Origin of the sequence: Clostridioides sp. ZZV14-6154, from assembly GCF_020657785.1 — a bacterium.
Lineage (GTDB): Bacteria > Bacillota > Clostridia > Peptostreptococcales > Peptostreptococcaceae > Clostridioides.
In genome coordinates this window covers 75,781-90,277 of the sequence record NZ_JAGWCY010000011.1, presented here as the reverse complement: position 1 = coordinate 90,277, position 14,497 = coordinate 75,781, and the positions used below count along the sequence as shown (strand labels likewise).

Annotated in this window: 15 protein-coding genes; 7 read left to right on the top strand and 8 right to left on the bottom strand. The window is 26.9% G+C overall.

The window, feature by feature from the left end; genetic code table 11:
- Positions 1 to 112 precede the first annotated feature (112 nt).
- Complete coding sequence (locus tag KGF45_RS16895) at positions 113 to 367, bottom strand: MarR family transcriptional regulator (RefSeq protein ID WP_227829372.1); 255 nt, start codon at positions 365 to 367, stop codon at positions 113 to 115.
- Between the two features lie 11 nt (positions 368 to 378).
- Positions 379 to 1,056, bottom strand: coding sequence for a flavodoxin family protein (locus KGF45_RS16890; RefSeq protein WP_227829371.1), 678 nt, complete (start codon positions 1,054 to 1,056; stop codon positions 379 to 381).
- A gap of 263 nt (positions 1,057 to 1,319) precedes the next feature.
- Here KGF45_RS16890 and KGF45_RS16885 point away from each other — a divergent pair, with 263 nt between their 5' ends.
- Both KGF45_RS16885 and KGF45_RS16880 read left to right on the top strand, forming a co-directional pair.
- Positions 1,320 to 1,706, top strand: a complete 387-nt coding sequence (locus tag KGF45_RS16885; RefSeq protein WP_227829370.1) for a BlaI/MecI/CopY family transcriptional regulator — start codon at positions 1,320 to 1,322, stop codon at positions 1,704 to 1,706.
- 2 nt (positions 1,707 to 1,708) lie between these two features.
- A complete protein-coding gene (locus tag KGF45_RS16880; RefSeq protein ID WP_227829369.1) occupies positions 1,709 to 3,511 on the top strand; it encodes a BlaR1 family beta-lactam sensor/signal transducer in 1,803 nt (600 codons plus the stop codon).
- A 303-nt stretch (positions 3,512 to 3,814) separates the two neighbouring features.
- Here KGF45_RS16880 and KGF45_RS16875 read toward each other — a convergent pair whose 3' ends face one another.
- On the bottom strand, positions 3,815 to 5,893 hold the full coding sequence (locus tag KGF45_RS16875; RefSeq protein ID WP_227829368.1) for a penicillin-binding transpeptidase domain-containing protein: 2,079 nt from the start codon (positions 5,891 to 5,893) through the stop codon (positions 3,815 to 3,817).
- Between the two features lie 362 nt (positions 5,894 to 6,255).
- On the opposite strand from KGF45_RS16875, the gene KGF45_RS16870 reads away from it, so the two are divergent.
- Positions 6,256 to 6,834, top strand: a complete 579-nt coding sequence (locus tag KGF45_RS16870) for a TetR/AcrR family transcriptional regulator (RefSeq protein ID WP_227829367.1) — start codon at positions 6,256 to 6,258, stop codon at positions 6,832 to 6,834.
- Positions 6,827 to 7,486, top strand: coding sequence for a chloramphenicol acetyltransferase (locus KGF45_RS16865; RefSeq protein ID WP_227829366.1), 660 nt, complete (start codon positions 6,827 to 6,829; stop codon positions 7,484 to 7,486). The genes KGF45_RS16870 and KGF45_RS16865 overlap by 8 nt, the downstream gene beginning before the upstream one ends.
- A 148-nt stretch (positions 7,487 to 7,634) precedes the next feature.
- Here the strand turns inward: KGF45_RS16865 and KGF45_RS16860 are convergent, their stop codons facing one another.
- The 5 genes from KGF45_RS16860 to KGF45_RS16840 form a co-directional block, all read right to left on the bottom strand.
- On the bottom strand, positions 7,635 to 8,687 hold the full coding sequence (locus KGF45_RS16860; protein ID WP_227829365.1) for an ABC transporter permease: 1,053 nt from the start codon (positions 8,685 to 8,687) through the stop codon (positions 7,635 to 7,637).
- Positions 8,687 to 9,427, bottom strand: coding sequence for an ABC transporter permease (locus KGF45_RS16855; protein WP_227829364.1), 741 nt, complete (start codon positions 9,425 to 9,427; stop codon positions 8,687 to 8,689). Before KGF45_RS16855 ends, KGF45_RS16860 begins: the two co-directional genes overlap by 1 nt.
- A 3-nt stretch (positions 9,428 to 9,430) precedes the next feature.
- Complete coding sequence (locus tag KGF45_RS16850) at positions 9,431 to 10,189, bottom strand: ABC transporter ATP-binding protein (RefSeq protein WP_227829363.1); 759 nt, start codon at positions 10,187 to 10,189, stop codon at positions 9,431 to 9,433.
- Positions 10,190 to 10,290: 101 nt separating this feature from the next.
- Positions 10,291 to 11,001, bottom strand: a complete 711-nt coding sequence (locus tag KGF45_RS16845; RefSeq protein WP_227829377.1) for a PadR family transcriptional regulator — start codon at positions 10,999 to 11,001, stop codon at positions 10,291 to 10,293.
- 118 nt (positions 11,002 to 11,119) lie between these two features.
- Entirely contained in the window at positions 11,120 to 11,728 is a 609-nt protein-coding gene (locus tag KGF45_RS16840; RefSeq protein WP_227842917.1) for an MBL fold metallo-hydrolase, read from the bottom strand.
- A 168-nt stretch (positions 11,729 to 11,896) separates the two neighbouring features.
- Between KGF45_RS16840 and KGF45_RS16835 the strand changes: the two genes are divergently transcribed.
- From KGF45_RS16835 to KGF45_RS16825, 3 genes are all read left to right on the top strand, one after another.
- Entirely contained in the window at positions 11,897 to 12,535 is a 639-nt protein-coding gene (locus KGF45_RS16835) for a TetR/AcrR family transcriptional regulator (protein ID WP_227829361.1), read from the top strand.
- A 74-nt stretch (positions 12,536 to 12,609) separates the two neighbouring features.
- Complete coding sequence (locus KGF45_RS16830; RefSeq protein ID WP_227829360.1) at positions 12,610 to 13,272, top strand: response regulator transcription factor; 663 nt, start codon at positions 12,610 to 12,612, stop codon at positions 13,270 to 13,272.
- Positions 13,272 to 14,453 (top strand): sensor histidine kinase, encoded by a 1,182-nt coding sequence (locus KGF45_RS16825; RefSeq protein ID WP_227829359.1) that lies wholly within the window; start codon positions 13,272 to 13,274, stop codon positions 14,451 to 14,453. Before KGF45_RS16830 ends, KGF45_RS16825 begins: the two co-directional genes overlap by 1 nt.
- Positions 14,454 to 14,497: the final 44 nt, after the last annotated feature.

Below are 14,497 nucleotides of genomic sequence, written 5' to 3'. Positions count from 1 at the left end.
CCAGCAATTCAAGTAGTATTGGATAGGTTCTATCCTATCTCTACATATAAGTTTCCCTATATGCTGACTATTTTAGCTACTAACTCATGACTAAAGTCACGAGTGTGCGTAGCTATTTTTTAATCAAGCCTTTATTTTTCATAACATCTAAAATTCTTGTTGTATTAGATTTATCCTTACATGATTTTTCGCACAAATCTATTTGAGAAATCCCATCTTGTTCCCATAGAAATCTTAATAAAGCATAATGATCAGTTGTTATGTCATATCCATTTTGCTTAAACATTTTTTTTAAATCTTCTTTTACTTTCAATGAAGTACTTATTAATTTACTTGTAACTTCATATAATTTCTCAAAATCTCTCATATTACCTCCATCTAAATAATACCTTGCGCCTCCCATCTATCAATTATTCCTTTATATTGCTCAATATTTTTAAATGCCATTGGCTTTAAAATAATATTCATAGCAATAAAGTCGTAGATTTGAGAAAACACAGGTGGATTTTTCTTTTCCTCTATACAATAAACAAATTTTTTAGATACTTTTTGTATCTTTGACTCTACTCTTTCAACTATAGGATTTTGATTAAATCCAATCTTTACAGATAAATGACCACAAACATAACCTCCTGAATCTAAAACCATTGATTTCATAAAAGAAATAGCTTTTGAACCACGAGCATTTTCATATGTTGTAACCGCTATACATGGTTTATGATACAATAGTCGCTCTAACATCATATGAGCTCTATCTGTAAACACCTTAAAAAGACCAGTTACACTACTTCCATAAGTTGGACTACCAAATATAACGCCATCACTCTTAGTAATTATATCATGAATATACTCTACTTTATCATTTTGATTAATACACTTACCTATTTTATAACAATTTAAACAACCAATGCAATATGATGGATTGACTTCACTTAGATTAAAAAAATTGATTTTGACATTTGGTTTAATTCTTTTTATATCTTTGCATAAATGATTCAAAACCTTTGATGTTGCACCGTTTTTTCTAGGGCTTCCGTTTATAACTGTAATTATCATAATTTATACCTCCATTTTAGTTGTTATATCAACAATAAGTATATCAACCGTTTTTTTAACTGTCAATATAATCCTTAATTTTATTTTTTTACCATACCTATATAGCTTAATCACTCATGCCTCTAAAGCTTAATTGATGCTATTTATATTTAAATACATGTACTTTCTAGATGACTGAAAATGAACTATTTAAAAAAATTGACAAACCAAACTAATGATAATATACTTTATGTATTACAAATGTAAGTATAAGGAGGTATCTTATGAAAAAACTACCACAGATTTCAGAAGCAGAATATCAAGTAATGAAAATTATCTGGAAATATGCTCCTATTAGTACGAATGAAGTGATTGAAAAGCTAGTAAAAACAAGTAAATGGAGTCCTAAGACTATTCAGACAATGTTGTTGCGTTTGGTTAAAAAGGGAGCTTTGACATATGAAAAAAATAGCAGAGTTTTTGTTTATACTCCAATTGTTAAAGAAGAAGAGTATGTAGCTACAGAAAGTAGTTCTTTTTTAAATCGTTTTTATAATGGCACTCTTAACTCTATGGTACTAAATTTTTTAGAGAATGATAAATTATCAGAAGATGATATAGAGGAATTAAGACATATTTTAGATAAAAGGAAAACTAAGGAGGATAAGTAAATATGTACGCTCCATTTTTTATGCGATTTTTACTTAGCACACTAACCTTATCTTTTTTAATTATTATAATCCTACTTGCTAAAAAAATATTTAGAAAACATATTTCTGCAATGTATCAATATAATATTGGGTTTATATTACTTATAATGTTAATAATCCCATTTATTCCGCTTAAATACATTAATCATTTAAATATATTTAGCTATATATCTAGTTTTACTCATATTGAAAATAGTACAGCAAATACTTCTATTGTAAAAAATTCTTCAGACAATATAATTAATAATTCAAATGCATTAAAAGATTTTTCAGTATCTTTGAATCAATTTAATTTTGATAATTTAAATATTTTATTGCTAACATTATGGATAATTGGAATTACAATCATGATAATTATTACAGTTCATTGTAATTTTAAAATAAGAAATATAAAAAAATCAGTACAGATTTTAGAAGATGAAGAGATTCTTTCACTTTTTAAGCACTGTAAAAAAATTATAGGTTTAGATAAGGATTTTATATTATGTAAATCGTCTATTATAAATACGCCTATTACATTTGGATACTTTAGACCACATATTATATTACCAAGTGAATCTATATCTAAATTATCTTTAAAAGACATACGATATATTTTACTTCATGAATTACAACACTCTAAAAACAAAGATATTTTAGTAAACTATATAATATGTTTTTTCCAAATATTATATTGGTTTAATCCTCTTGTCTGGTATGCACTTAAAGAAATGAGATTAGACCGTGAGATTGCATGTGATATTTCAGTTTTAAAGAGACTTGATGAAAATAGCTACATAGAATATGGACATACCATAATAAATTTTATAGATAATCTCTCAAAACCATCTAATCTCACACTTACTTCAGATATTGGTGGTTCAAAAAATCAAATAAAAAGACGTATATTAAAGATAAGAGATTTCCAAATTGAGTCAAAAACTTTAAAACTTAAAAGCATTTTAATTTTTACAATAGTAGCTTTAATTGTATTTGGAAATAGCTCTACACTATCCATTATGGCAGATGTCAATGAAAAATATAATCTTATAAGTAATCAAACTTTATATGAAGATTTAAGTCAGTATTTTAAGGGTTTTGATGGAAGTTTTGTAATGTATGATTTAAAGTCTAATCAGTATCATATTTACAATGAAGAAAAAAGTAAAATGAGAATTTCACCAGACTCTACTTATAAAATTTATAGTGCTTTGTTGGGATTAGAAAATGGTGTAATAACAAGAGATAATTCATACATTCATTGGAATGGGAAGTATCACGCTAATGATTCTTGGAATAAAGACCATGACTTATTTTCTGCTATGGAAAACTCTGTTAACTGGTATTTTCAAGATTTAGACAAAAAAAATGGTATAAAAGACATACAAACTTATCTAGAAAAAATTAACTATGGAAATCGTGATATTTCATCTGGGATATCAAACTATTGGCTAGAATCTTCTTTGAAAATCTCACCTATTGAACAGGTAAATTTACTTAAAGATTTTTATACAAATAAATTTGAATTTAGAGATGATAATATAAAAACTGTAAAAGATTCATTATTGATATCTAAAGAAGCTGGAGTATCACTTTATGGGAAAACTGGTACTGCTAATATAAATGGAAAAGATGTAAATGGTTGGTTTATAGGTTATGTAGAAAAAGATGGAAATGCTTATTTATTTGCAACAAACATTCAAAGTAAAGATTATTCTAATGGTAGCACAGCAGCCAAAATAACATTATCTATTTTAAATGATAAAAAAATATATAAGACAAATTAATGCAAATATACTTTTTAATACATTTTCTTTAAGATTTAAAAACTTCACATAATATTCAAATTAACTCTCTATAAAATTCATATACAAGGGTTATTATATAAACATAGAAGATAGTAAAACTAGCTTAAAAACATAATATAATACCCTATATAAATAGTGGCAACTCTCCCTCACATCCTCAATTGTTGCCACTATTTTATTTTTTGAACTAATAAAAGACTTCATCATATAGTGAAGTCTTTTATTAATTTGACTTTTATCTAAAAATAAGATGTCAAAAATATAAATCCCAAATACATCATATTAATCTTCAAATACTGATTTTATAATAGGTATAACATAATGGCTTCCTCCACGATGCTTCACATCTTCAACCATAGCTAATGCTAGATACTGTTTGTCACTATCTTCATCAACTGTAAACGCATTAAACCATCCAAGCTCTGTTCCAGTAGTATCATCTTTTGATGCTTTAATTTCTGCTGTACCAGTTTTTCCAGCAATAGTAATTCCTTCAGTTTTAGCACCATGACCTGTTCCATTAGGATTTTCAATAACTTGAATTAAGTCATCACGTATAATTTTCACAGACTCTTTAGAAAACACATCTTTTTTCCAGAATTCAGCCTGTGGATTTTCTTTAAATTCAAGATAAGGCTTTATCATACTTCCATCATTGACAAAAGTTGAATATATTGATGCCATATGTACTGGATTTACAAGTACTTTACCTTGACCATACCCACTATCTGCTAATTGTATTTCTGTATCAAATTTATTGTCAGTACCAAATTTTGAAGAAGCTAATCCAAATTCAAATGGTATACTTTCTTCAAATCCTAGTTTTAACAGTTCTTTTGATAATACATTTTCACCTATTTTTAATGCTGCTTTGGCAAAATAAATATTATCAGAATAAATCAATGCATTTTTCATATTTACAGTATTTCCATAATCCTTTAATGTAGTTACCTTATAACTTCCCCAACTAGAATCTTTTTGCCAACTAAGACCACTATGACCAAAATTTTCATTAGGATTAATCTTTCCTGTTGTTATTCCAATACCAGCAGTAACTGGTTTAAAAGAAGACCCTGGACATAGTCTGGCTTTAAATCTATTATACATTGGTTTATTTTCATTTTCATTGAGTTCTTTCCATCTATCCTCTGACATACCTAGTATAAATTCATTTGGATTGTATGATGGACTACTTATAAGAGATAAAATCTCTCCTGTTTTAGGATTCATAACCACTGCACAACCCTTATCATTTTTCAACTGGTCATATAATTTACTCTGTAGCTTTGAATCAATAGTCAGTTTGACATCTTCCCCATCTTGCTTTGGAACAATTGCTAAAGTTTCTTTTTTATCTCCATATCTATCAGCTATAATAATCTCACACCCATCAATACCACGTATTCTGTCTTCTAATAGACTTTCTAAACCAATTTTACCGATTATGCTATTAGCATTGTAGTTCTTTCCCTTTTTTTCTTTTAATATTTCTGCATTCACATTTTGAACATACCCAGTTAAATGGCTAGCTTTTTCACCTAGTGGATATGCTCTTACCTCTGTATTAGATATTTTAACTCCTGAAATGCTAAGTAGTGATTCTTGTAATAATTTATCTTTTCCTTTTACAGAGCCATCTGGATTTTCTTCTATTTTTTCAATAGTTTTTATAGGGACCATTGAGTTTTCTTTTACCCAAGATGCATCTAATTTTTTTTGGATTTGCTCAACTGGTATATCTAGTAAATCAGATAGTTTTTTTAGGTCTTCTACATTATTACTCATCTTTCCAGGCACTAATCCTATAACAGATGCAAGACCTTTCCCAGCAAGTACCTCACCATTTCTATCTAAAATATTTCCTCTTTTAGCTTTAAGTGTTGATACTAGAACCTTATTATCATTTTCAAGTTCTGGAAATATAACGTTTGACTGCCATCTTATTTTATAGTTTTTTTGTTTGTCTTTAGTCAATAATACTTCATTTGAAAATGAGATTTTTCCTGCTAAAGTGTCTATTTTAGAATCATAATTTATTTTTGTACCTTCCTTTTCATCTTTTTTAATATCCTTAATATCAATACTTATATTATGTGCACTAATTCCTCCGTATATTTTTTTATTTCTAGAGATAAAATCTTCTTTTTTGTTTTCTAGTTTACTTTTTTCGTCTAATAGATTGTACATTTTTTCATATTGTCTTTCATTTGCGAAAGACATATACTGTTTTAATAGTTCATCTGGTTTGATTTTATTAAATCCATTCAATGCAAATTTAGTTGTAATACCAATAATAACTACAACTAAACAGATTAAAGCACCAAAGATTAATAATTTTTTTGTTTTTATCTTTTTTTTCATACAAACCCCCTTATTCTTCAATATATTACATATGTAAGCTTTAAAATGAAAATACTCCCATAAATACATCAACTATCTATTTTTTATTATTTTATTGTTTTTAAATATCCTAATAAAAAAAATATATATTAAAATAACATAATTGATAGTAATTTATATATTACATACGTAAGTTTTAAAAGTCAATATTATTATTACTATTTTAATAAACTTTCATCTTAATTTAAAAATAAATTAGAGTTATTTTATTTACTAACCATTTTATTTGCTGGCTGTTTTATACTATATAAATTTAAATTGACAAAGCGACACAAATGTCTTATAATTAAAAACGACATACATGTCGCAAAGGAGGAAAATCTATGGCAACAAAAGGAATGCAAACTAAACAATTTATTATTGATACTTCAATAAAGTTATTTTCTGAAAAAGGCTACAGTAATGTAACTATGAAAGATGTTTGTGAGGCATGTAATTTAAGTCGTGGTGGTCTATACAGACATTTTAATTCAACAAAAGAAATTTTTATTGATATGTTAAATTCTCATAAAGATAATGCTAAAAATTTATTAGATGAAAGTATCAAGGAAGATATATCAGCTAGGCAGATGTTAGAGTATTTTCTTAATCAACAAAAGTCAGAAATACAAAGTGAATACTCTGGATTAGATTTTGCAATCCATGAATTTGCTTTTGTAGAAAAAGACCAGCGTGATTATATGAACAAAAGATATAATTCAGCCATTACAATGCTTTCGAAGTTAATTGATTATGGGCAATCTAAAGGTGAATTTAAAAAATGTAATTCTATGACACTTGCAACACACATAATGTTCTTGTTTGATAGTATGAAGACATCAGCACCTGTTTTAGTACTTACAGATGACAATATTGATAAGCAAATAAATCTTATAAAGGATATGGTGATTTTATATGAATAAACAACAATTCCATAAAATTGACTTACAAAACTGGGAACGATATACACATTTTTATTATTTTTCAAAGATGACAAATGTAGGATTTGATTTAACTATAGAAATAGATATTACTCATTTACTTGATGAAACAAAAAAGAGAAATATCAAATTTTATCCAGCATATCTATATATAGTAACAACTTGTTTAAATCGATATAAAGAACTAAAGATTGCATATGATGAAAATGAACTTGGATATTGGGACACTTTAACTCCATTTTATGCAATTTTTCATGATGATAATAAAACTTTTTCATCAATATGGACAGAATACAATAAAGATTTTTCAATATTCTATAAAAGTTATTTAAATGATATTGAACAATATGGAAAAAATTATGGTTTTTTAGCAAAACCTAATCCTCCAAAAAATTGCTATACTGTTTCATGTCTTCCATGGATTAGTTTTAAAAGCTTTACTGTACATAATCATGGTCTTGAAAATTATTTTTTCCCTACAATTGAATCAGGCAAATATTATCAAAAAGATGAAAAAATACTTCTCCCTCTTTCTATAACAGTACATCATGCAGCTACTGATGGATACCATGTAAGTTGTTTTATTGATGATATACAAAAAATGTGCTTTAATACTGATACATGGTTATTCTAAAAAATAATCTGTATTATAGACATATATTATAATATTTATAATCTAAAATAAACAATCACATTACATGAATAAGATAATGTGATTGTTTACTTATACTCATATTTTTACTTATTTTAATTATAATTATTTATTTTTTCTTCAATTTTATTTAGTTCTCAATTTTATTTAAATACTTTACTCTCTTAGTACATCCCACAGTTAACAAAACTAAAACTACTATTATTGATGTTAAAATATAAATATAGTTCATATTAGAAAACCATCCTTTACCATCTTCCATGTAAGTCGAAATACTTATAAACCATCGTATTGGACTTATGATACTCATATTTTGCAACATAGCAGGCATTTTATCAATTGGAATAAATGAACCACCAATAAGTGATAGTATAAGAGATATACCAGTAGCAAATAAATTTGCATACATCTCCTTATTAAACAATGAAGATACAAATGTTCCAAAAGAAGTTGCCAAAGCCGATATCCATACACCCATTAAAAGTAAATTTATATAACTGATACTAATATCAATATTAAGCAATTTAATGATAGTTATTGAAACTAAATATTGAAAATATGTGATTGCAAAGTTATATAGTATATTCCCTAACACATATCCTCTTATATTTTGTGGTGAATATAATATTCTTGTAAATGTACCTGAATTTTTATCTTTAATAATCATTGATGCTGTAACAGTAGAGGTTATCATTAAAAATAATACAATAAAAGCAATTATTCTTTGCAAAACGCCTAAGGTGTTTTCTTGTAGTTTATTTATATTTATAGGTGTTGAATCTTCTTTATATGATTCTATTAAATACTCTAATATATTATTTGTATTTTTATCTTTTATCGAATACAGTTTGAAATTACCCTTATTGAAATATATAACAGCAGAATATTTTCCAGTTATAATATCAGTTTTGACTGTTTTAAAGTCTGCAATTTCAACATCAATTCCTTGAGTGCTTTTTAATGCCTTAACCATATCTGTATAAATCTTCTTTTCAGATTTATTTAAAACTTGTTCATTTTTATACTCACTCAAAATACCAATATTAAAAGATGGTTTACTTATGTAATTTGCTAGTACTCCAAGTATTACTATAATTATTGGAAATAAGAGTATAACTAAAAAACCCGATTTTTTATTTATATTTCTTTTAAAATTATTATTAAAAATACCTATTAAGTTCACTATATAAATGCCTCCCTTTTAAATAATTTGACTGTAAGTACTGTCATTAAAATACTTATCATTACAAATATAGATGATATATTAAAAAGGGGTTGTAAGCTATCATCATAAATACAAGTAACTATACTCCTATTGACCCAAGTTAATGGTGATATATTAATTGCTAATGAAACAACTGGATTTAATGAACTAACTGGAAAAAATACGCCTCCTAAGAAACCAAAAATCACTATTGGTATATTAATGATATTACGTAGTATATCTAAGTTTTTGCATGCAAGACCTAAAAACAAACCTATAGCTGATACTACAGTTGACTCACACACTAAAAGAAAAATAATAGCTAAAAAATTTCCACCAAAACTTATCTGAAAAACGCCTTTTATTATAACTAAAGTTATTAAATTACACAGTGAAAGTATAATTGTGCAAGAGAAAAGTTTTGAAAGTACTAACTCTTTTATGGAAATCGGAGAGATCATATAACGATAGGATGTATTAGAAATTTTCTCATCTTGTGCAGCATATGAAACACTAATGATTCCCATAAGAACACAAAATGGTATTGTGACAATAGTATAATAGTTATATGATGTAAATTCTGTTCCATAAGACTTTGATGTTAAATATCCTAATAACATTATGATTATTAATGGAAAAACAATATTATAAAATAAAATAAAAAAATCTTTACTTCTTCGCTTGATTCCTAATCTAAACAATGGCAAAAAATATCTCATATATTATTCCTCCAAATCTCTCAAATTTGTACCTGTAAGATATAAAAAAATATCCTCCAGTGTCTTGCAACCAAGTTTTAAATACTTATCTTTATATAAGTTCTTATCTAAATCTTCTAAAATTACTCCTTTATCAATTAAAACAATCCTATTACATAAAGCTTCTATTTCCTCCATATAGTGACTAGTATAAATAACTGTTGTACCATTCTTATTAATCGTTTTAATTGCTTCCATAATCTTATTTCTCGATTGAGGGTCAATTCCAACTGTTGGCTCATCCATAATGAGAATTTTAGGGCTATGTGCGATTGCACAAGCTATATTTAACCTACGTTTCATTCCTCCAGAAAATTTTGATGGTAGTTCTTTATGTCTACCCCAAAGTTCAACAAACTCCAAAGCCTCTTTAGTTCGAGATTTAAGTTCATTTCCTCTAAAACCATACAATGAACAAAAGAATTTAACATTATCATATGCACTTAGGTCTTCATATATCGCCAGCTCTTGTGGTACAACACCAAGAGCACTTTTAAAGATATTTTGCTGAGTTCTGATACTTTTACCCCTATAATATATATCTCCACTATCTGGAGATACAATTGTAGTAAACATATTAATAGATGTGCTTTTTCCTGCTCCATTTGGTCCAATAAAACCTAAAATATCTCCTTCTAGTATTTTAAAACTCTCTCCTGATACAACTTCCTTATTGTTATATCTTTTAGATAACTTTTCAATCTCTAATAGTACATTTTCCATTTATAAAACCTCCTAATATTTTAACCAATATTATATATCCAATGTTGTATATATTATTTTTTTAAAACACGAGTCTTTGACTCGTGCTATTATAAATAAACTTATTTTTTATTTTGTAATTTTAGTATTATTTTATCTATATTCTCGATAGCTTTGTCTGGATTATTAATTATTTCATCTCTAAGTTTTTGAACCTCTAATAGTTCACTTGTTGCCTCATTTTCAAATAAAAAATCGTCTTCTATATTTGAAAAATCTATAGATTTAATTACGTTCTGTGTTTCATAACCAACAGATATATACTTATCAATATTATTGAGTATTTCCTCATGCCATAGTATTTGATAATTCAAATTATCTATTGTCATATCAAAGGCAATTCTTTCTGTTGGAAGACTTTTTTTATCAATATTTTTAATTTCTTTCCAGTTTTCCCAATACTTTTTCTGCTCTATCAGATGCTTTATATGCTTTTCAAGATTGATTTGTATAGTATCTCTTGGTAATACATCTAAAATATTATACAATAGGAATTTATTTGAACCTACTGGAACTATAGGCATCTGTAATTCTTTTTGTAGCTCTTCTTTTAACTCCACTTTACCACTTTGTGTAATCTCATAAATCTTACGAATTCTAGCACCAGTTTTTTCTTCTCTCAAAACTCTGACTGCCCCATCTTTTTCTAGCTTTGTCAATGCATAGTAAATCGAACCTGATTGTATTTTTGTCCATCTATCTGCACCAGAAACCTGTAAAAATTTTTGAATCTCATATCCATGTGTTGGCTTAATATTTAAATAATATAAAATTAAAGTACGTATCAGAAAAATTCACCACCTTATACTCTATCTTGGATATTATATTATCACCAACGTTGTATATAGTCAATAGTTGTTATTTAAATAAATATATCATGACTTACTATTTTTATTGTTTAGCACAAGGAATCCCATGAGACATACATATCCAATTGTATTTTAAATTTTCTATCTCACTTACAGATTTCATCATTTTTTCAGAATCCCAGTTCCACAGATTAGGATATGGGATTATATTTCCTTTCTTATTCTTAACTAAATCTCCTGCAAACAATACATCTTCAAAAAGCATACATACATGTCCTGGTGTATGTCCAGGAGTATAAATAATTTTTATATTCCCGACTTGCATATTATTTCTATAAGGCTCTACATCTTTAATAATTCTTTTTGAAATTGTCTTTCCAATAAATTTTTTAAATCCAGGTCTATCCTTCTTCCCTATAATAAAAGGTATATCTTCCATATGAGCCCACACTTTTGCTCCTGTATGTTCTTTCAATAACTTAATATTAGATATATGGTCAACATCATGATGAGTCAGTAAAATATGCTTAATATCAGTTAGTTGAATCCCAAGTGTTTTTAATTCTTTAATTATACTATTCCCCATAAAAGGAAGTCCTGTATCTATCAATGTAATCTCTTCATCAAACACAATAAAACAATTTGCACCACGAGTACTATCTAACAACAATACATTTTCTTTTATTTTCATAAATAAATCCCCCTTATTTTATATTTTACCTATATAATTAATTAGTAAAGTTATAATAAATTATAGTGCTTTACATTAACTTTATTTTTAAAAAGTATACTATCGTTATACAAGTATACCATCAGTATATATTCTTATCAATATAATCAGTAGAAAGGAGTATTTTATATGTCGGAATTATCAAGAAGAGATAAAGAAAAAATCCAAAGAGAAAATGAAATTATTGTTAAAGCAGAAAAATTATTTTGTCTTAATGGATTTGATAACACTTCTATGAATGAACTAGCAAAAGAAGTAGAATATACAAAACGTACTATATATAAGTATTTTTCATGCAAAGAAGATTTATTTTTTGCTGTTGTACTAAGAGGGTATAAAAGACTTTGGGATAGTGTTAAAATAGAAAGTTTAAAAGGTAAAACTGGATTTGAAAAATTAAAATTTTCATATTCTGCATTTCATAAATTTTATTGTAAGGAGCCTTCTTTACTAGCTTTAATGGGAATGATTGGACTTTTACAATCTAAAAATTCAGACTTAGAGATACCTTTTAAAGAAAAGTTTTTTTCTTTCAATAAGTTTATGTTTGAAGAAATACAAGAACTATTTGAAATGGGAAAAGTTGATGGAAGTATTAGGTCAGATATTGAGATACCTACTCTTATGTATTCATCAATATTTACACTTACAGGATTTTTTAATTTATTATCTATAACAGGAAAATCGTATATCAACAATTTTAATATAGAAGAGAAAAAATTTATTGAAACCACACTTGGTCTTTTAATAGATTCACTTAAAGCGTAGTTTTAATTTATAAGTTTTTGACAGGGATTTTATTTTACACTATAAATTTTTTTAAATGAAAGGACTGAAAATAAATGGCAAAAATACTTCTTTTAGAAGATGATGATACAATTGCATTTGGAATAAAAACTTCCCTAGAAAAGAAAAAACATGTAGTTTGTTGTTATAGTACAATTACTGAAGCTAAGAAAAAATTTGACAAAGATATCGATTTAATTCTACTTGATTTAAATTTACCTGATGGGATTGGATATGAATTTTGTAAATATGTTAAAAATATAAGAGATACTCCAGTGATATTTTTGACAGTGCGTGATGATGAAAAAGATATTGTACAAGGTCTGGATATGGGTGCAGACGACTATGTGGTTAAGCCATTCTTGCTTTCAGTACTTCAATCTAGAATTAATGCTGTACTTAGGCGTACTCATTCTAACACTACTAGCACTCTTACATGTGAAAATATAAAATTGAATAAAGATGAAGTTAAAGTATATTTGGATAATATTGAAATCCCTTTGACAGCAGGAGAATACAAACTACTCCTAAGCTTAATGGAAAATAAAAATAAAGCACTTACTCGTGCAAAACTATTAGAAATGCTCTGGGATATAGATGGCAACTTTGTAAATGATAATACTCTTACTGTTACAATAAAGCGACTTAGAGAAAAACTAAAAAATCCATCCTGCATAAAAACCTTGAGAGGTATAGGATATAGAATGGAGGACAGCTAGTGAAAACTCCAAGAAATATCAATAATACTGTTGTTTTTATAGTATTCTGCTTAGCTATCACTATTTTGTTAAGTATAATTCTAACAACTATAACTTCTTCTGAAGAATATAATATGATATCTAAAACCATTGGTACATCATATCAACTTAACCCTAAATCTACAGAACATATTTTAGAATCACTAAAAAATTCAAGTTCTCATGACTTTAATGTAGGAAATGAGATTTTATTAAAACATGGTTATACTAAAAATACATTTTGGTATAAAAACTTTTTTTATTTCATTATAGTATCCTTTGTTATAGTGTCAACAATGGCTATAGTAGTGTTCATAATTCAGTATAGAAAAAAAAGACATAATATGATTAGAATCAATACTCTTACTCACTATTTGGAAGAAGTCAATTTAGGGAAAGAATCCATACTTTTACGATGTGAAGATGAGTTTTCACATCTTGAAGACGAGATATATAAAACTGTGGGAGAACTTCGTTGCTCAAAAGAATTTGCTTTAAAAGAAAGACAAACTCTTTCAGATAATCTTGCAGATATTGCACATCAACTTAAAACTCCAATTACTTCTATGTCGCTTATGGCACAATTACTTGCAGAAAGTTGTCCAGATGAAGAAATAGATTACCTTAATAGACTTACAAACCAAATATTAAGATTAGAAAGATTGGTGTCATCTTTACTTACTTTGTCAAAATTAGATGCAAGTACTTTAATATTTGAAAATAAACTTATAGATGTCCATTCTCTTCTTACTAATGCTGTTGAACCTATAGAAGGAATTTTAAAAGAAAAAAATCAGACATTTATTATTAAAGACTCTTCGTTCGTAGAATTTGAGATTGATATTAACTGGACTTTGGAAGCTCTTTTAAATATTCTTAAAAACTGTAGTGAACATGTAGAAGATGGTGGACAGATTGTTGCTTATTATAGTAAAAACCCTCTATACATTGAAATTATTATAGAGGATAATGGGAAAGGTTTTGCTCAAGAAGACCTACCATATATTTTTAATCGATTTTATCGTGGTAAAAATGCTAGTAAAGACAGCATTGGTATAGGTCTTGCTCTATCAAAGTCTATTATAGAAGGTCAAAATGGTACTATACATGCAGAAAATTGTCATCATGGTGGTGCACGATTCATAATTAAGTTTTATACATAAAAGACTGGATTATAGGAGAACACCTATAATCCAGTTACATTATA

Coding starts and splice junctions, on each gene's coding strand:
- KGF45_RS16875 (WP_227829368.1), bottom strand. CDS start 5,893: ATGAAAAAAAAGATAAAAACAAAAAAATTATTAATCTTTGGTGCTTTA.
- KGF45_RS16865 (WP_227829366.1), top strand. CDS start 6,827: ATGAATAAACAACAATTCCATAAAATTGACTTACAAAACTGGGAACGA.
- KGF45_RS16880 (WP_227829369.1), top strand. CDS start 1,709: ATGTACGCTCCATTTTTTATGCGATTTTTACTTAGCACACTAACCTTA.
- KGF45_RS16895 (WP_227829372.1), bottom strand. CDS start 367: ATGAGAGATTTTGAGAAATTATATGAAGTTACAAGTAAATTAATAAGT.
- KGF45_RS16890 (WP_227829371.1), bottom strand. CDS start 1,056: ATGATAATTACAGTTATAAACGGAAGCCCTAGAAAAAACGGTGCAACA.
- KGF45_RS16885 (WP_227829370.1), top strand. CDS start 1,320: ATGAAAAAACTACCACAGATTTCAGAAGCAGAATATCAAGTAATGAAA.
- KGF45_RS16830 (WP_227829360.1), top strand. CDS start 12,610: ATGGCAAAAATACTTCTTTTAGAAGATGATGATACAATTGCATTTGGA.
- KGF45_RS16835 (WP_227829361.1), top strand. CDS start 11,897: ATGTCGGAATTATCAAGAAGAGATAAAGAAAAAATCCAAAGAGAAAAT.
- KGF45_RS16850 (WP_227829363.1), bottom strand. CDS start 10,189: ATGGAAAATGTACTATTAGAGATTGAAAAGTTATCTAAAAGATATAAC.
- KGF45_RS16840 (WP_227842917.1), bottom strand. CDS start 11,728: ATGAAAATAAAAGAAAATGTATTGTTGTTAGATAGTACTCGTGGTGCA.
- KGF45_RS16855 (WP_227829364.1), bottom strand. CDS start 9,427: ATGAGATATTTTTTGCCATTGTTTAGATTAGGAATCAAGCGAAGAAGT.
- KGF45_RS16870 (WP_227829367.1), top strand. CDS start 6,256: ATGGCAACAAAAGGAATGCAAACTAAACAATTTATTATTGATACTTCA.